The following is a 15,624-nucleotide window of genomic DNA, read 5'->3' as shown; positions in this document are numbered from 1 at the left end:
GGGGCCTGATCCGGCCGGGAACTACGCCGGCGGTCCTTGGGGAGGTCCGGCCTGGCAGCTGGGAATCTTCAGAATTATGGTGCTGCTCGACCGGTCCACGCTCATGGTGGTCTTCGCCGTGATGACGCTGACCATGCTGGTCCTTTTCTACTTCGACACCTACCGCAAGAGCCGGGCGCCCTTTGCCGGATGGTGGTGCGGCGCTGTCGCCTCCTTCTTCCTGGCCGCCGTCTTCTACTTCATGGGCGAGGTCCAGGAAGTGGCCTGGGCTCCCAGTGTGGGCAACGGTGTGATGGTGCTGGGCTCCGGCTGCGTCTGGGCAGGCACCCGCTCGCTGGCGGGCCGGAGGAACCGGCCCTGGCTGCTGGGGATTCCGGCGACGGCAGCCGTCGCCATTGACGTCGCCGTCCGGCACACGGACAACGCCCCGATCGGCAGCATTGTCCTGTTGGCCCTGATGGGGATGGCGATCGGGCTGGCCTCCGTGGAGCTGTGGCGCGAGCGGGCCGAGTCCTGGCACCTGGTCCGGTCCCTCGCCGTCGCAACGGCCGGCTGTGCCGCCTACTACCTGAGCCGGACCGTCGGGCTGGCCGTGCTGGGCCCCGCGGATCCGCTGTTCCAGGTGCTCTTCGGCACCGGCGTGACCCTGCTGATGGCCATGGTCCTGCTGGTGGTGGTCTCCTCCAGCATCACGTCGCTGAACTACGCCCGCCGGACCGAGGACCTGCAGGAGCTGGCCTACCGCGACGGGCTGACCGGGCTGCTAAACCGCGGGGAGTTTATGCACCAGGCCCACCGCCGGCTCCGGGCCAACCTCGCGGCCGGCGTCGACACCGCGATTGTCATGGCGGACCTGGACCGCTTCAAGGCAGTCAACGACCGGTTCGGCCATGACGCGGGCGACGGCGTCATCCAGGCTTTCGCCGAGGCATGCCGCTCGGCCGTGCGGGACGCGGACCTGGTGGGCCGCTACGGCGGCGAGGAGTTTGCCCTGCTGCTCGATGGCGTCGACGCGGAAGAAGCCGTCCGGATCGCCGACCGGATCAACGCCGCGCTGGCCGAAAAAAGTTCCCTGCCCCAGGGTGTGGACGCGCCGACGGCGAGCTTCGGCGTCGTCGACGCACGGGACCGGAACGCGGGGCTGCAGCGCCTCCTCCGGGAAGCCGACCGGGCCCTGTATGACGCGAAGGCGGCCGGCCGGAACCGGGCGGTGATCGGATTTACCGGGGCAGGCACCCAAGCGGGCTGAGCTGCCCGGAGTTTTGATCTGCCCGGGAACTCAGGAAGGGCGCGGAAGCTTTGCTGCGAGCCTTCCGGCCGCAGCGGCCGAAGGGCGCGCCGCGGGATCCATGGCGGTCATGGCGGCCAGCAACGACACCCAGGACGCGCCGACGCCGGCCGGAATCTCGGGATCGCGAAGGGTCCGCGCCACCAGGGATTCCACGGGGGTCCCCGGGAACGCCTTGGCCCCGGTGAGGCACTCCAGCAGCACGAGCCCCAGGGAATAGATGTCGCCGGGCGCACCCGGGTGCCGGCCGGCGGCCTGCTCCGGGCTCATGTAGTGCACGGTGCCGGAGGAATCGCCCGGCTCCAGCTCGACTCCGGCGGGGGTGGCGATGCCGAAATCCGCGATCCGGACCGCGGAGCGCCGCAGTTCGCTGACCAGGATATTGGCGGGTTTGATGTCCCGGTGAACCAGCCCGCGCCCATGGATGTGCGCAAGCCCGGACAGCGCCGACTCCGCCCACCGGGCCACGTCGCCGGTGTCGGCAGCGCCACTGCGGATCCGCTCGGCGAGGCTTCCGCCGTAGACATACTCCTCAACGAGGAAGGGGCGGCCTGCCCACTGGTCACCCGCCGGAACGACGCCTTCGGCGATGAACGTGACGATCGCGGGGTGGTCCAGTGACGCCAGGATGCGCGCCTCGGCGTGGATCCGTTCCGTCTGCCGCGGGTCAGGGCCCTCAGCGACCTTGATGGCGACGGGCCGGCCGTCCAGGAGGTCCGTCCCGCGGAACACCGTAGCGGTGGCGCCCCGGCCCAGCAGTTCATGGACGGCGAATCGCCCCGCCGGGGCATCCGGCAGGGCCAGCAGTTTGGCATCGAGTCCTGCGGCGGCGACCACAGGGGCCGTGGCGGCGGGCCGCTCCGCCAGGGCTACCCCGGAGTGCGGTGTCACCGGCTGAGCTCGGACAGGATGCCGGACGTGTGCACGATTCCGTCAAGCTGGAAGCCGCAACCGCAGCGCCAGAGCGGCGGCAGCTCTGCCGCGGCATCGGCCGGCGCGAAGGAGTACACGGACATGGTGGCCGAAGCCGGGGCCTTCCACTCCATGGGCATCCCGCAGTGGCTCGGCGCGGCCGCGCCGAGCGCTGCGGGCGCAGTGGCCGGTGCAGCAGCTGGCGCCATTGCGGCCACTGCGCCGGCGGAAAAACGAATCTCAGACATAGTTGGTAAGCATACATATAACTAGTCAGACTAGCTAGTTGCCGCTGAGGTTAATTTCCGCCGTGGTCCGTCGGCTCGGCAATAGCCTCACTCATTCGCCGCAGGAACCTGACCACGGTCCGCGCTTCCTCGTCGCTGAGCTCCTCCGCTACGGCCATCATGCGGCGGTGCATGTCCCCCAGCGTGGCCCGTACCTCGGCATCCGTGGCCCCCGTGGGGACGATCACCAGCGAGCGCCGGTCCGTGGGGTGGGGCTCGCGGCGGACATGGCCGCTGTTCACGAGCCGGTCAATCAATGACGTGGTGGAGGCGGTGGTGATTCCGAGGATGCGGCTGAGGTCCTTGGGCCCCGCCTGCTCGCCCGCGGCCTGGGCACGCAGCAGATATCGCAGCGCCAACAGGTCCGTCTCGCCCATCCCCATGGAATCCCTCGTGGAGCGCCGACGGGCAACTTCCACGTTGCGGTACTCGCGAAGCGCCTGGAGGACCGCGCCGGGCGGGTCGAGCCTGTCGTCGGGTCCATACCAGTACCCGGATCCGGTGGGGCTGTTCGCGTTCATCCGGCAATCCTAGCCGAACTGATAACTAGATCATCATGCGTTTTCGGCGGTTTCGGGGCAACAAAAAACCCCGGCACCCTGTCGCCAGGATGCCGGGGTTTTCCCGCTCTTCGCTAAAAGAGTGGGCCCTGTGGGGATCGAACCCACGACCCACGGATTAAAAGTCCGATGCTCTACCAACTGAGCTAAAGGCCCCAGCCGAATGCCCTAAAACAACGGATAAATCCGCCATTCGAGGGCCGATCAGCCCAGTCCATTTCTGGACGTTAATACTGTACCCCAGACCGGGACCGGTTTTTCGCACGGGGCGGGGACGACGCCGTCGGCCGTCACGGCGGTTGCAGCTGGGACCCGGCAACCGGCGGGCTGCACGCTCGATTCCCCGACAGCACTGGAGTAGCGTGGTGGCATGAGCGAGCAAGCAGGATCCAGCACCCCCGGACCGCCCCGGCACCACAAGCCGAAGCCCTTCGCCCCCATTGACTTTGAGCCCTTTGCGGGCGGGGCCGATCCCGCCCGCGTCTCCGAAGCGGCCCATCTCGCCGCGCAGGCCTTGGTGCGCCGAGGCCGCGACAGCGACGACCCCGTGGTGACCAAACGGCTCGTGAAGCTCGCCGACGAGCAGGGCCTGGAGGCCATCGCCGAAATGTGGGCCGAAAGCCCGGCACGCTCCCTTCCGGGAGCCCTCTGGCGGCTATACGCCCTCCGCGCCGCCACCATCCAGGACCCCGAGCGGATCTCCGTGTATTTCAAGGCCGGCAAGGACACCGCCCAGGTCTCGCACGTCGTCGCCGGCGCCGCCGAGCCGCCCGGAGCCGACGAGATGAAGTCGATGGCGGACGCCATCCTCTCGGGCGCGTTCGACGGCGAGTTCGACGTCGCGCTGGAGCGTTCCGCCGCGTTCTGCCGCGTGGTGGCGCTCGGACAGGCCACCCTCGCCGACGGCGCCGAGCACGGGAACGAGGGCCACGCCAGCAAGCTCACCCGCAATTCGCACCTCCTGGTGAAAACCGCCGAGGACCTCGAGCACGCCGCCAACGCGTGGCGGCTGGGCGAGCTGGACTGAAGCTCATCGCGCGCCGCCTCTCCCCCGGCACGCATGCCTCCTGCGGACTGTCAATGTTGACTTGTCCCCGGCCACGTAGAAAACTAAAAGCGGTGCCGAACCGCGAAACCCCCGGGCTTCAACATTTAGCCGCCTAGAGCGGCCTACCGCCGAGAGGCGTATCCGGTTCGGCACCATTTTCATGCCCTGACCACCCCGTGAGAGCAACTGCCGAAGCCGACTGCACGGGCTGAACCGGCGCGGTACGGTCAGTTCCCGGTGAGCTCCGCATACAGCTTCTGGACACGGGCCTTGATGTCATCCCGGACCAGGCGCATGCGTTCCATGCCTTCGATGCCGCGTTCGGAGGGCTCGTCCGTGTCCCAGAGCTCGAGCCGTTTACCCTCAGGGGCGTCGACCTTTGCCTCGTTGCCCAGGACGATCACGACGTCGACCGCGTCCAGCACGTCGCCGGTAACCGGCTTGGGGTGTTCGCCGGTGATGTCGATGCCGAGTTCAGCCAGCGACTCCACGGACTGGGGGTTCAGCGCAGTGCCGGGCTTGGTCCCGGCGGAGTGCACCGTGACGGTCCCGCCAGCGAGCTGGTTCATCAGTCCGGCGGCGAGCTGGGATTTTCCGCCGTTCTTGCTGCAGACGAACAGGACACTGGGCTTTTTCGTCGTCTGGGTCATGCGTTTGGTTCTTCCTTGTCTGAGTAGGGGGTGTTGAGCAGAGAGGCCGTCAGTCCTTTGACCCGCTCGTGGATCTCGTCGCGGATGATCCGCACGGCTGCAACGGGCAGGCCGGCCGGGTCTGCCAGCTCCCAGTCCTCGTAGCGTTTGCCCGGGTAGATCGGGCAGGAATCGCCGCAGCCCATCGTGATCACCACGTCGGAGGCGCGCACCACGTCGTCGGTGAGGGGCTTGGGGTAGTCCTTGGTGAGGTCCAGGCCCATTTCGGACATCGCCGCGACGACCGCGGGGTCCAGCTCGGCCGCCGGGAGGGAGCCGGCCGACCGGACATGGATCCTGCCCTTGGCCTCGACGGTGAGCAGGGCGGCGGCCATCTGGGACCGGCCGGCGTTCTGGACGCAGACAAACAGCACTTCGGGGACCTCGGACGCGACGGCGCCCTTGGATTTGGCCAGGGCACTGAGCCGGTCGATCGCGAAGTGTTCCGTGGTGGAGGGCAGGTACGTTTTGATCTTCGCAGTCCGGGCCAGCGCCGTGTAGGACTCGAAGACGTAGCGCTCCACCGTCTCCGCGGCGAACACGCCGGCAAACCGGTCGGCCAGGCGCGCGCTGATCCGGTGCAGGAGCTCGGTGTTGTCCTGCAGGCCCGTGCCGCGTTCAGGGTGGTCAATCATGTCAGCTCTCCAGTGTGCTCGGCGGACCGGGTCAGGCGTGGGTGGGTTCCTCGACGAGGGCGGTGGCGATGCTGTCGGCGTCGTCGAGGGCCGCGAGGTAGCGTTCGGCGTCCAGGGCGGCGGCGCAGCCGGTCCCGGCGGCCGTGATGGCCTGCCGGTAGCGGTGGTCCACGGCGTCCCCGCACGCGAAGACACCGGAGAGGTTGGTGACCGTGGTGGGCGAATCCACCTTGATGTAGCCCTCGGCGTCGAGCTCCACCTGGCCGTGCAGCAGTTCGGTGCGCGGGACGTGGCCGATCGCAACGAAGATGCCGGTGGCGGCCTGTTCCCGGGCTTCGCCGGTGCGGGTGTCGGTCAGGGTGACGCCGGTGACCTTGGTGTCCCCGTGGATCGCGGTGACGGCAGAGTTCCACGCGAAGCTGATCTTGGGGTTGTCCTTGGCCCGCTGCGCCATGATGCGCGAGGCGCGAAGCTCGCCCTTGCGGACCACCACCGTGACGGTCTTCCCGAAGCGGGTCAGGAACGTCGCTTCCTCCATGGCTGAGTCTCCGCCGCCGACCACAATGATGTCCTGGTCCCGGAAGAAGAACCCGTCGCACGTGGCGCACCAGGAGAGCCCGTGGCCGCTGAACTTCTTCTCCTCCGGCAGGCCGAGCTCCTTGTAGGCGGAGCCGGTGGCGAGGATGACGGCCGGCGCCTCGTGCGTCTCACCGGCTGCCGTGACCACACGCTTGAGGTGGCCCGCGAGCTGGACCTCTGTGACGTCGTCGAACACCACCTGCGCGCCGAACTTCTCGGCCTGCTGCTGGAGGCCGTCCATGAGCTCGGGGCCCTGGATGCCGCCGGGGAAGCCGGGGAAGTTTTCCACTTCGGTGGTGTTCATCAGGGCACCGCCGGCCGTGACCGCGCCGGCGATGACGAGCGGCTTCAGTCCGGCACGGGCGGCGTAGATCGCCGCCGTGTAGCCGGCGGGGCCGGACCCGATGATGATCAGCTGTTCGGTGTTTCCGGTGTCAGCGCTCACGGTATGCTCCTAGGCGGTCGGTTGGGGTGCAGGTTACTTGGCGGCGGGGACGAGGGAGGCGATGAGGCCCTCGATGCGGGCCTTGATGTCGTCGCGGATGGGGCGGACGGACTCGACGCCCTGGCCGGCCGGGTCCTCGAGTTCCCAGTCCTCGTAGCGCTTGCCGGGGAAGATCGGGCAGGTGTCGCCGCAGCCCATGGTGATGACGACGTCGGATTCCTTGACGGCCTCGGTGGTGAGGATCTTGGGAATTTCGGCGGACATGTCGATGCCGAGTTCGGCCATGGCCTCGACGGCGGCCGGGTTGACTTGGTCGGCGGGCTGCGAACCGGCTGAGCGGACATCGATCCGCCCCTCGCCCAGGGTGGTGAGGAAGGCGGCGGCCATCTGGGAGCGGCCGGCGTTGTGGACGCAGACGAACAGGACGGAAGGCTTCTTGGCGGTTTCGGTACTCACGGGTTTTCTCCTGGAATCAGTTGGGTCTCGGTAAGAGCGGGCATATTCGGAAAGCTAGGCAGTCAGCACGCGCGGGGCAAGGTCATTGATCCGGTGGGCGATGTCCTGGAAAGCCTGTTCAAAGGCTTCCTCGGTACCCAGGCGCAGCGGATCCGGCACTGACCAATGCACGCCGCCCAGACCACCCAGCTCCTCATGCGCGTTGTCACACACGGTCACCACGAAGTCCCCCTCCCCCGCCACCTGCTCCAGCTTGCGCGGAGCAACGTCTGCGAGGTCCATGCCGTGGCGACGGGCGACCTCGACGGCACCCCGGGCGATGCGGTCCGCGGGATGCGTTCCCGCCGACAGCGAGGGGATCTCGCTGACCTGCCGCCAGAGCGCGGCGGCCAGCTGGGACCGTGCACTGTTGCGAGTGCAGACAAACAGGACGCGGCGCGCACCGTGTTCCACCCCCGGCACCAGACCCTCCAGGGCGCCGGGGGCAAGCCGGATGTAGCTGCGCCGCCTGTCCGCTTCGGAACGGCGCCGGATCACCAGCCCGGCCTCTTCCAGCGCGCGCAGGTGGTGGGAGAGCAGGTTCGACGGCATCCCCAGCTCTGCCTGCAGCTCCGTCGGGGACAAGTCCCCCAGTGTCAGCAGGTCAACGATGCGCAGCCGCGCCGGGTCGGCGAGGGCCGCATGTTTGGCTACCCGCGCCCGAAAATCGTTCACTGCATCAATATTCATTGATTCAATTTTGACTGAGTTAATTCTTTCCGTCAAGCTGTTTCCATGACTTCCAACCAGCCGCCCCTCTGGCGCCGTGCCATCGCCGAACTGCTCGGCACCAGCCTGCTCGTCTGCATCGTCGTTGGCTCCGGGATCGCTGCACAGCAGCTCTCCCCCACCGATGTAGGCCTGCAGCTGCTCCAGAACAGCACCGCCACCGTGCTGGGCCTGACGGTCCTGGTCCTGATGCTCGGACCGGTGAGCGGCGCGCATTTCAACCCCGTGGTCTCCCTCGCCGACTGGATCCTGGGCCGGCGCAGCGGGTCCGGATTGACCCTCTCCGAGCTGGGCACCTATGTGGCTGCCCAGCTCGTCGGCGCGGCGGGCGGGAGCGTGCTCGCGAACGCCATGTTTGAGGTGGGCACCTCCATCTCCGCCAAAGAACGCGCAACCACGGGGCACCTGCTGGGGGAGGTTGTGGCAACCGCCGGGCTTGTCCTGCTGATCTTCGCCCTCGCAGCCACGTCCCGCGGCGCCCTCGCCGCGCCGGCCGTGGGCGCGTATATCGGGGCCGCATACTGGTTCACGTCCTCGACGTCGTTCGCGAACCCGGCGGTGACGGTGGGCCGCATCTTCAGCGACACCTTCGCGGGCATCGCGCCGTCCTCCGTTCCGGCATTCGTCATGGCGCAGCTGGCCGGCGCGGCCGTGGGCCTGGGGCTCCTCCTGCTTCTGTTCCCCTCCGCACCCCGCGCCGCGGACGACGTCGTCCTTCCGCGCCGCTCCGAAAAGGCCAGCGCGTAGGCTTCGCCTGCAGCCGGAGGCGAATGGAGGGACACCGCGCTGATCGAACGGCGCACACGGGTCCTTTAGTACTTGTGCTGCAAGCACGGCGGCGGCGAAGGTAGTCGCTGGGAGATGACGACGCGAAGGCGACCAAGGAGGACACCATGAATGCCGAGACCCCCGCCACCGAGGCCCGGTTGCGTGCGATGCTGGAGAATATCCGGACGGCAACCGCCAACACGCGCCAAGCGATGGACTCACCGGGCGACGAGAACTGGGTGCAGGACGGCGAGTCGGATGCCGAGTACCTGCGGTCGATCCAACGGGACACGATCGCCAGACTTGACGCCACTGCCCGGGACATCGAAGCCCTGATGGCTCAGCGCCCGGACGGCTAGCCGAACGGGTCACAGCCCCCGCCGCACAAAGGTCGGCGGGAGCTGGATCCACGTCAGGCAGGCAGGGAGCTGAGGGCGGTCAGGGCCGACAACTTCTCTTCACCGGCGGGCTCCTCGGGCAGCAGCGGAATGAGAGCCACCCTGTCCGCCAGGGTGTGCACCTTCGTCATCTGTTCCATTTCGCTTGCGGCGCGGGCCCGCAGGAACGGCGTCTCCGGGTGCGCGGCCGCAATCGAGTTATTGATGACCCAGGCCCACGGATGGATTCCGGCCCTCTCCAGGTCACCCTGCAATTCTTCGGCTTCGAGCACGGGCGTCGTTTCGGCCAGCGTGACAAGAACAACCTTGGTCTGCGCCGGATCCTGAAGCCTCATAAGGGGCGTCACGAAGCCCATGGTGCCGCCGACCTGACGGGCGATCTCCCGATGGTATGAACCGGTGGCGTCCAGGAGCAGCAGGGTGTGGCCGGTCGGTGCCGTGTCGATCACGACAAAGTGCCGGCGGGATTCCTGGACCACCTTGGAGAATTGCCGGAACACGGCCACCTCGTCGGTGCAGGGCGACAACAGGTCCTCGGCGAGGGCCGCGCGCCCGTGATCGTCCAGGTTCCGGCCCTTTGTCTCCATCACATGGGCCCTGTACTCCTGAATTGCCGCTTCCGGATCGATGCGCGAGACCGTCAGGCCCGGAATGGAACCATGGAGAGTTTCGGTGAGGTGGGCTGCGGGATCGGTCGTGGTGAGGTGGACCGCATGCCCGCGTTTGGCCAGGGCGACCGCAATGGCGGCAGCGACGGTGGTCTTCCCGACCCCGCCCTTGCCCATGCACATCACGAGGCCGTGGCCGTCGAGTTCCACTTCGTTCACCAGGGCGGCCAGCGGAAGGCCCTCAATTTCGGGGACCAGCGCGGCATCATCAGTGATATCGGCGTCGGAAGTGGCCGCGAACAGGGACTCGAGTGCCGGGATGCCGACCATATTGCCCGGCTTCAGATCCAATATGTCGCGCGGAAGTGAGGCGACGGCCTCGGGAATGGCCGCGATGGCAGCAGCCTCCCGGGCCCGCAAGGTCCGCGCCAGGTACTCGTCCCCTGCGGCTACCGGGAGGACGCCGTTGACGACGACGTACCCGCCACCGATCCCGATCTGGTTGAGTTCGAGATAGGTCCGCTCAATTTCGCTCAGGGACGAGGTCTGCGCACGGCTGACCAGGACAAGCCGGGTCCTTGCCGGGTCCGTGAGGGCCTGGACCGCCTTGGCGTACACCTGTTTGTGCTTCTCCAGCCCGGAGAGGGGGCCGAGGCAAGAGGGGTCTCCCTTGCCGGCAGCCAGGAAATCGGTCCACGAACCGGGCAGCTGGAGCAGCCGGATCGTGTGGCCGGTCGGCGCGGTATCGAAGACGATGTGGTCATACTCGCCGTAGGACCCACCGTCGGCGAGCAGGTTGGTGAACTCGTCGAATGAAGCGATCTCAGTGGTACAGGAACCGGACAGGCTCTCGGCGATCCCAGCCAGCTCCGACTCGGGCAGGAGGCCGCGGACGGGTGCGATGATCCGTTCCCGGTACGCCTCGGCTGCCTGCTCCGGGTCAATCTCCAGCGCAAAGAGACCCGGAACATCCGGGATGGCAGAGACGGCGTTTCCGATCGTCACGCCGAAGACCTGTCCGACATTCGACGCCGGGTCGGTGCTGACCAGCAGCACCCGCTTGCCGGCCTTTGCCAGGGTCAGGGCAGTCGCACAGGCCACCGAGGTCTTGCCAACACCGCCCTTGCCTGTGAAGAAAACGAACCGTGGAGGGTTCTCGAGAAATTTCACGCCGGACCTAGCAGCAGCTCGTGGTGGCGCTGCACAGAGCGGATTCGTAGGTTCGGTTGGCAGGCATGTGGTTCTCCTTGAACTTGCAGCGGCTCGATCCAGCACCGGGACGCAGTGCCACATTCGCCCAGGTGGTCGTCACTGAATCCATACGAGGCCTTGAGCGTGGCACCATCACAGCATATCGATCATTTTCGATGCAAGATAGGGTCGGTGAGGGTTACGTTGGAGACGGCGCACCGGTCCGCCGTCATATTCCGAGGGGCCACCCGGGTGGTTTCCCGGCACTCTCAGGGCGGACGGTAAAGTAATGCACATGCGCGGGTCATCACCACGTCACACGCCCGGCAGAAAACTCCCGTGCACCTCCTTCCCGAAGACCGGTAACCACACGTGAAGCTGCGCCTTTTCCCACAGGAACCCGCCGGGCTGAATCTCCTTGCCCAGCTGGCACGCCAGATTGTGCTCGCCACAGGCACCCTTTCGGAGATCCTTGGCGCACCGGCCAGTGAGAACGCCCGGCTGGTGGAGGACATGCACAACCACGAGGCCAAATGCGCGGAGCTGCACTTCGCCCTGCTGACCCATATGCGGACCACTTTCGTGAGCCCGCTACCCCGCGAGGACATGTATGCCCTGTCCCGGCACCTCAATGATGCGATGGAAAAGCTTGATGCCGCCGCCGACCTGGTGTCCCTCTACAAGCTGGACCGCCTGCCGAAGCGCGCCGCGGACCAGTTGGAGATCATCAGCAGGCAGGCTGAGCTCACCGTCGATGCCATGCGGAACCTCGACAACCTGGACGAGCTCGAGGACTACTGGATCGAGGTCCTCCGGCTGGCCAAGCGCGCGGAGCGGTCCCATCGGGTCTGGGTGGCGGACATGCTCAGTGAAATGAAGTCGGCGCGGTACGCCCGCAACCGGGACATCGCCGACCAGCTGGTGGAAGTCACCAGGGACATGCGCCGGATCGCGACCCAGGTGGGCAGCATCATCGTCAAGGAATCCTGACGTGACCATCTTCCTGTTTGCCCTGGTGGTGGTTTTCGCCGGGGCATTCGCCTTCCTGAACGGCTTCAGGGACGCCTCCGCGTCGGTGGCACTGGCCGTGCGGACCCGCGCCCTCACCCCCACGGTTGCGGTGTTGCTGGCCGGGTTCTTCAACTTCATCGGGGCGGGGTTGAGCGCCGCATTGGCCCTCGCCGTCAGCCGGACTTGGGTGCAGCTGCCGCCAGGAGAGAACGGGCTGGTCATCCTCGTGGCGGGTCTCGTCAGTGCCGTGCTGTGGGGGATCTACACCTGGTGGCGGGGTATCCCGTCGTCCTCGACGCATGCCCTCGTGGGAGGGCTGGCCGGCGCCGGTGTCGCGAGCGTCGCCGTCGGCGGGAACCCCGTCGGCGGCGTTGACACGTCCCTGCTCTTCCAGGTGGCGCTTCCGCTGCTGCTCTCACCCCTGATTGCTTTCGTCGGCGCCTACCTGCTGGTCTGGCCCGCGACGTGGGCCGCGCGGTATACGCCGCCGAACGTCGTGAACAGCCGCGCGCGGAGCGCCCAGAGCATCGCCGGGGGCGCCGTGGCGTTCGCCCACGGCCTGCAGGATGGCCAGCGCACCAGCGCCGTCCTGATCCTGGCGCTGCTGGCGTCCGGACTGTCCGACGGCGGCGAGCTGCCGGTCTGGGTGGCTCTGTTCACCGCGGTCCTGCTGACGGCCGGGACCCTGGCCGGCGGCTGGCGCATTTCGTACACCATGGGCTACCGGCTGATCCGGATGGATCCCCTGCGCGGTTCCGTGGCCCAGCTGTTCAGCTCGGCGATCCTGCTGGTGGGCGCGATCGGACTGCACTGGCCCATCTCCACCACGCACACGGTCACCTCGGCCGTGTTGGGCTCCGGTTCCAACCAGCGGTTCCCCGCCACCAACCGGAAGGTGGTTATCCGGGTGCTGCTGTTTTGGGTGCTCACACCGCTTGCCACCGCGGCAGTGGCGTTCGTGCTGGCCCTGTCCGTGTCACCGCTCAAGGACCTCTAGCGACTTAGCGACTCATCGGAGTAGAGCCGCCTATCCGAAGCGGCCGGAGACGTAGTCTTCCGTGGCCTTTTCAGTCGGGTTGCTGAACATGGTGTGGGTGTCGCCGTACTCGATCAGGCGTCCCGGCTTCCCGGTGCCCGCGATGTTGAAGAAGGCAGTCTTCTGGGACACTCGGGCGGCCTGCTGCATGTTGTGGGTCACGATCACCACGGTGTACTGGTCCTTGAGCTCATTGATGAGGTCCTCAATGGCGAGTGTGGAGATCGGGTCCAGGGCGGAGCAGGGCTCGTCCATCAGGATCACCTGGGGCTCCACGGCGATTGCGCGGGCAATGCACAGGCGCTGCTGCTGCCCGCCGGACAGGCCCGAGCCGGGCTTCGCGAGCCGGTCCTTGACCTCATTCCACAGGTTGGCACCCCGCAGTGAGCGCTCCACCAGCGCGTCGGCCTCGCCCTTGGACATCTTCTGGTTGTTCAGCTTCACGCCGGCCAGCACGTTGTCCCGGATGGACATGGTGGGGAACGGGTTGGGCCGCTGGAACACCATGCCGATCTGCGAGCGGACGGTCACCGGGTCCACGCCGGGCCCGTACAGGTTGTCGCCGTCGAGGAGCACCTCGCCTTCCACCCGGGCGCCGGGGATGACCTCGTGCATACGGTTCAGGGTGCGCAGGAAGGTGGACTTGCCGCAGCCGGAGGGACCGATGAAAGCCGTGACCGATTTGGCGTCGATGTTGATGTTGACGTCTTCAACGGCCAGGAATTTGCTGTAGTAGACGTTCAGGTCCTTGACGTCGATGCGCTTAGACATGATTTTCCTTCACTTGCTGGGGAAACGGGCTGAAGAGTTGGGCGGCCGGCGCCGGGCTAGCGGCCGGTCTTGGGGGCGAACGCGCGGGCGATCAGGCGGGCGATCAGGTTGAGCAGCATCACCAGGATGATCAGCACCAGGGCCGCACCCCAGGCGCGCTGGGAGGACGGATCCGGGTTGGACGGCGACGTCGGGTTGAGGATCTGCGTGTAGATGAACGTGGGCAGCGAGGCCATCCAGCCGCTGAACACGTTGTAGTTGATCGAGGTCGCGAAGCCGGCGGTCACGAGGATCGGCGCGGTCTCGCCGATCACGCGGGCGATCGCCAGGGTGACGCCGGACGCGATGCCGGAAATCGCCGTCGGGATGACCACCTTGAGGATGGTGCGCCACTTGCGGACGCCGAGGGCGTAGGCGGCCTCGCGGAGTTCGTTGGGGACGATCTTCAGCATTTCCTCGCTGGAGCGAACCACCACGGGAATCATCAGCACGGACAGCGCGACGGCGGCGACGGCACCGGTTTTGGTGCCCGGCCCCACGATGGCGAAGAAGAACGCGGCCGCGAACAGGCCGGCCACAATCGAGGGGATGCCGGTCATGACGTCCACGAAGAAGGTGATGGAGCGGGCCAGGGGGCGGTCGTTGCCGTATTCCACCAGGTAGATGGCGGTCAGCAGGCCGATGGGCACCGAAATGATGGTTGCCACCAGCGTGATGAGCAGGGTGCCGATCAGCGCGTGGAAGATGCCGCCGACGACGGGCGCGCCCTCCTCGACACTCTTGTTGTCGAAGGCGCCCGTGACGCCGTTCATCGAGGTGGTCAGGAAGCCCGGGTCCGTGAGGCCGGGAAGGCCGTTCACCAGCACCGTCCAGATCACGGAGACCAGCGGGAGCAGGGCGATCAGGAATGACCCGACGACGAGGCACGTGGCCAGTTTGTCCTTGGCCTTCCGGCTGCCTTCAACTGCTGCACTCCAGCCGACGAGGCCGGCCGCGAAGAGGATGGCGGAGACGAGGCCCCAGCCGAAGGCGTGGAAACCGATCAGTGCCATGATGGCGGCACTGAGCACCAGGGCCACGGCCAGGACAAGGTAGGGGGCCCATTTGGGCAACTGGCCCTTGGTGAGGGCCGAGCGCTTCTTGACGGGGGTCAGGGTTGCGGTCATTTAGTTGGCTCCCGAGAATTCTTTGTGCCGGGTGATGATCCACCGGGCAATCATGTTCACGCCGAGGGTGATGACAAACAGGACGAGGCCTGCTGCGATCAGAGTGCTGACCTGAATCCCGCTGGCTTCGGGGAAATTCAGCGCAATCTCGGCGGCGATGGTCTGGTTGCCGGTCTGGATCAGGCTCGCGGTGAGGGCGCCGGAGGACAACACCAGCGCAACGGCCATGGTCTCGCCCAGCGCACGGCCCAGGCCCAGCATGACGGCGCTGATGATTCCGGGGCGGGCGAACGGCAGGACCGCCATTTTGATCATTTCCCACCGCGTGGCTCCGAGCGCCAGGGAGGCTTCCTCATGCAGCTTGGGGGTCTGCAGGAAGATCTCTCGGGTCAGGGAGGTGATGATGGGCAGGATCATGACGGCCAGCACGATTCCCGCGGTGAGGATGGTCTTGCCTGTGGCGGAGGCGGGGCCCTGGAAAATCGGCAGCCAGCCCATGTTGCTGGCCAGCCAGTTGTAAGCCGGCGAGATTTCCTTGGCCAGGAACGCCGCGCCCCAGGCTCCGTAGACCACGGAGGGAATGGCGGCCAGCAGGTCCACCACGTAACCCAGGCCCGAGGCGAGCTGCCGGGGGGCGAAGTGCGAGATGAACAGCGCGACGCCGATCGCGATCGGCGTCGCGATCACCAGGGCGATGGTGGCCGCGATGAGCGTGCCGATGACGATCGGCCAAATGTAGGCGAAGAAGCCTTCGCCGCCCTTGATCATGTCCGGCGAGGCCGTCAGGGCGGGGAATGCCTGGACAACCAGGAAGAGCGCCACTCCGAAGAGCACGGCCAGGATGAGGCACCCTGCGGCCAAGGTGGCTCCGGAAAAGACTTTGTCTCCGGCGCGGCCTGCGCCCCGGGACGAGGTCAGGGAGGTGGTGGTCACTTCATGATCCTTCGGCTTCGAAACTTTTGGTTCTTCGGACAAAACGCTCAGGTTCCCTGCCCCGGGCTGACGGTC

At 67.0% G+C, this 15,624-nt stretch carries 18 protein-coding genes and 1 tRNA gene; 6 read left to right on the top strand and 13 right to left on the bottom strand.

Annotation, left to right across the window (positions count from 1 at the left end; all coding sequences use genetic code 11):
• Positions 1 to 76 precede the first annotated feature (76 nt).
• Positions 77 to 1,249, top strand: a complete 1,173-nt coding sequence (locus AC6EUH_RS04200) for a GGDEF domain-containing protein (RefSeq protein WP_499737894.1) — start codon at positions 77 to 79, stop codon at positions 1,247 to 1,249.
• Between the two features lie 30 nt (positions 1,250 to 1,279).
• On the opposite strand, the gene AC6EUH_RS04195 is transcribed toward AC6EUH_RS04200, so the two are convergent.
• The 4 genes from AC6EUH_RS04195 to AC6EUH_RS04180 form a co-directional block, all read right to left on the bottom strand.
• Entirely contained in the window at positions 1,280 to 2,179 is a 900-nt protein-coding gene (locus AC6EUH_RS04195; RefSeq protein ID WP_235500162.1) for a serine/threonine-protein kinase, read from the bottom strand.
• Positions 2,176 to 2,448, bottom strand: coding sequence for a hypothetical protein (locus AC6EUH_RS04190; protein ID WP_156367526.1), 273 nt, complete (start codon positions 2,446 to 2,448; stop codon positions 2,176 to 2,178). The genes AC6EUH_RS04195 and AC6EUH_RS04190 overlap by 4 nt, the downstream gene beginning before the upstream one ends.
• A 50-nt stretch (positions 2,449 to 2,498) precedes the next feature.
• On the bottom strand, positions 2,499 to 3,008 hold the full coding sequence (locus AC6EUH_RS04185; protein ID WP_056428161.1) for a MarR family winged helix-turn-helix transcriptional regulator: 510 nt from the start codon (positions 3,006 to 3,008) through the stop codon (positions 2,499 to 2,501).
• Positions 3,009 to 3,130: 122 nt separating this feature from the next.
• Positions 3,131 to 3,203: transfer RNA gene (locus tag AC6EUH_RS04180), tRNA-Lys, on the bottom strand.
• A gap of 214 nt (positions 3,204 to 3,417) precedes the next feature.
• Here AC6EUH_RS04180 and AC6EUH_RS04175 point away from each other — a divergent pair.
• Positions 3,418 to 4,074, top strand: a complete 657-nt coding sequence (locus AC6EUH_RS04175) for a hypothetical protein (RefSeq protein ID WP_499737893.1) — start codon at positions 3,418 to 3,420, stop codon at positions 4,072 to 4,074.
• A 248-nt stretch (positions 4,075 to 4,322) separates the two neighbouring features.
• Here AC6EUH_RS04175 and AC6EUH_RS04170 read toward each other — a convergent pair whose 3' ends face one another.
• From AC6EUH_RS04170 to AC6EUH_RS04150, 5 genes are read right to left on the bottom strand one after another with little or no spacing between them, the layout of a single operon-like run.
• The gene (locus AC6EUH_RS04170; RefSeq protein ID WP_056428163.1) at positions 4,323 to 4,745 is read right to left on the bottom strand and encodes an arsenate-mycothiol transferase ArsC; all 423 of its coding nucleotides are present in this window, start codon (positions 4,743 to 4,745) and stop codon (positions 4,323 to 4,325) included.
• Positions 4,742 to 5,419, bottom strand: a complete 678-nt coding sequence (locus AC6EUH_RS04165; RefSeq protein WP_499737892.1) for an arsenate reductase ArsC — start codon at positions 5,417 to 5,419, stop codon at positions 4,742 to 4,744. Before AC6EUH_RS04165 ends, AC6EUH_RS04170 begins: the two co-directional genes overlap by 4 nt.
• Positions 5,420 to 5,450: 31 nt before the next feature.
• Positions 5,451 to 6,443, bottom strand: a complete 993-nt coding sequence (gene trxB / locus AC6EUH_RS04160; protein ID WP_056428169.1) for a thioredoxin-disulfide reductase — start codon at positions 6,441 to 6,443, stop codon at positions 5,451 to 5,453.
• Between the two features lie 33 nt (positions 6,444 to 6,476).
• Positions 6,477 to 6,899 (bottom strand): arsenate reductase ArsC, encoded by a 423-nt coding sequence (locus AC6EUH_RS04155; protein WP_056428171.1) that lies wholly within the window; start codon positions 6,897 to 6,899, stop codon positions 6,477 to 6,479.
• Between the two features lie 54 nt (positions 6,900 to 6,953).
• On the bottom strand, positions 6,954 to 7,628 hold the full coding sequence (locus AC6EUH_RS04150) for a metalloregulator ArsR/SmtB family transcription factor (protein WP_056428173.1): 675 nt from the start codon (positions 7,626 to 7,628) through the stop codon (positions 6,954 to 6,956).
• A gap of 45 nt (positions 7,629 to 7,673) precedes the next feature.
• Here AC6EUH_RS04150 and AC6EUH_RS04145 point away from each other — a divergent pair, with 45 nt between their 5' ends.
• Positions 7,674 to 8,414, top strand: coding sequence for an aquaporin (locus tag AC6EUH_RS04145; RefSeq protein WP_499737891.1), 741 nt, complete (start codon positions 7,674 to 7,676; stop codon positions 8,412 to 8,414).
• Positions 8,415 to 8,560: 146 nt separating this feature from the next.
• Positions 8,561 to 8,794, top strand: coding sequence for a hypothetical protein (locus AC6EUH_RS04140; protein ID WP_056428175.1), 234 nt, complete (start codon positions 8,561 to 8,563; stop codon positions 8,792 to 8,794).
• A 53-nt stretch (positions 8,795 to 8,847) separates the two neighbouring features.
• Here the strand turns inward: AC6EUH_RS04140 and arsA are convergent, their stop codons facing one another.
• Positions 8,848 to 10,611 (bottom strand): arsenical pump-driving ATPase, encoded by a 1,764-nt coding sequence (arsA, locus tag AC6EUH_RS04135; protein WP_499737890.1) that lies wholly within the window; start codon positions 10,609 to 10,611, stop codon positions 8,848 to 8,850.
• A gap of 393 nt (positions 10,612 to 11,004) precedes the next feature.
• Between arsA and AC6EUH_RS04130 the strand changes: the two genes are divergently transcribed.
• Entirely contained in the window at positions 11,005 to 11,622 is a 618-nt protein-coding gene (locus AC6EUH_RS04130) for a DUF47 domain-containing protein (protein WP_056428177.1), read from the top strand.
• Position 11,623: 1 nt separating this feature from the next.
• Positions 11,624 to 12,640, top strand: a complete 1,017-nt coding sequence (locus AC6EUH_RS04125; protein ID WP_056428178.1) for an inorganic phosphate transporter — start codon at positions 11,624 to 11,626, stop codon at positions 12,638 to 12,640.
• Positions 12,641 to 12,670: 30 nt separating this feature from the next.
• Here the strand turns inward: AC6EUH_RS04125 and pstB are convergent, their stop codons facing one another.
• Genes pstB through pstC form a run of 3 tightly spaced genes read right to left on the bottom strand, consistent with a single transcriptional unit; the run spans position 12,671 to position 15,549 of the window.
• A complete protein-coding gene (pstB, locus tag AC6EUH_RS04120; protein WP_056428179.1) occupies positions 12,671 to 13,450 on the bottom strand; it encodes a phosphate ABC transporter ATP-binding protein PstB in 780 nt (259 codons plus the stop codon).
• A 56-nt stretch (positions 13,451 to 13,506) separates the two neighbouring features.
• On the bottom strand, positions 13,507 to 14,616 hold the full coding sequence (pstA, locus tag AC6EUH_RS04115) for a phosphate ABC transporter permease PstA (protein WP_499737889.1): 1,110 nt from the start codon (positions 14,614 to 14,616) through the stop codon (positions 13,507 to 13,509).
• On the bottom strand, positions 14,617 to 15,549 hold the full coding sequence (pstC, locus tag AC6EUH_RS04110) for a phosphate ABC transporter permease subunit PstC (RefSeq protein ID WP_499737888.1): 933 nt from the start codon (positions 15,547 to 15,549) through the stop codon (positions 14,617 to 14,619).
• Between the last annotated feature and the right edge of the window lie 75 nt (positions 15,550 to 15,624).

Source organism: Arthrobacter sp. 001422645 (assembly GCF_059816125.1).
Note: the sequence above shows the minus strand (reverse complement) of the source record. Positions and strands in the feature narration are given on the sequence as shown.

Coding starts and splice junctions, on each gene's coding strand:
- AC6EUH_RS04200 (WP_499737894.1), top strand. CDS start 77: ATGGTGCTGCTCGACCGGTCCACGCTCATGGTGGTCTTCGCCGTGATG.
- AC6EUH_RS04190 (WP_156367526.1), bottom strand. CDS start 2,448: ATGTCTGAGATTCGTTTTTCCGCCGGCGCAGTGGCCGCAATGGCGCCA.
- AC6EUH_RS04185 (WP_056428161.1), bottom strand. CDS start 3,008: ATGAACGCGAACAGCCCCACCGGATCCGGGTACTGGTATGGACCCGAC.
- AC6EUH_RS04175 (WP_499737893.1), top strand. CDS start 3,418: ATGAGCGAGCAAGCAGGATCCAGCACCCCCGGACCGCCCCGGCACCAC.
- AC6EUH_RS04170 (WP_056428163.1), bottom strand. CDS start 4,745: ATGACCCAGACGACGAAAAAGCCCAGTGTCCTGTTCGTCTGCAGCAAG.
- AC6EUH_RS04165 (WP_499737892.1), bottom strand. CDS start 5,419: ATGATTGACCACCCTGAACGCGGCACGGGCCTGCAGGACAACACCGAG.
- AC6EUH_RS04150 (WP_056428173.1), bottom strand. CDS start 7,628: ATGAATATTGATGCAGTGAACGATTTTCGGGCGCGGGTAGCCAAACAT.
- AC6EUH_RS04145 (WP_499737891.1), top strand. CDS start 7,674: ATGACTTCCAACCAGCCGCCCCTCTGGCGCCGTGCCATCGCCGAACTG.
- AC6EUH_RS04140 (WP_056428175.1), top strand. CDS start 8,561: ATGAATGCCGAGACCCCCGCCACCGAGGCCCGGTTGCGTGCGATGCTG.
- pstB (WP_056428179.1), bottom strand. CDS start 13,450: ATGTCTAAGCGCATCGACGTCAAGGACCTGAACGTCTACTACAGCAAA.
- pstA (WP_499737889.1), bottom strand. CDS start 14,616: ATGACCGCAACCCTGACCCCCGTCAAGAAGCGCTCGGCCCTCACCAAG.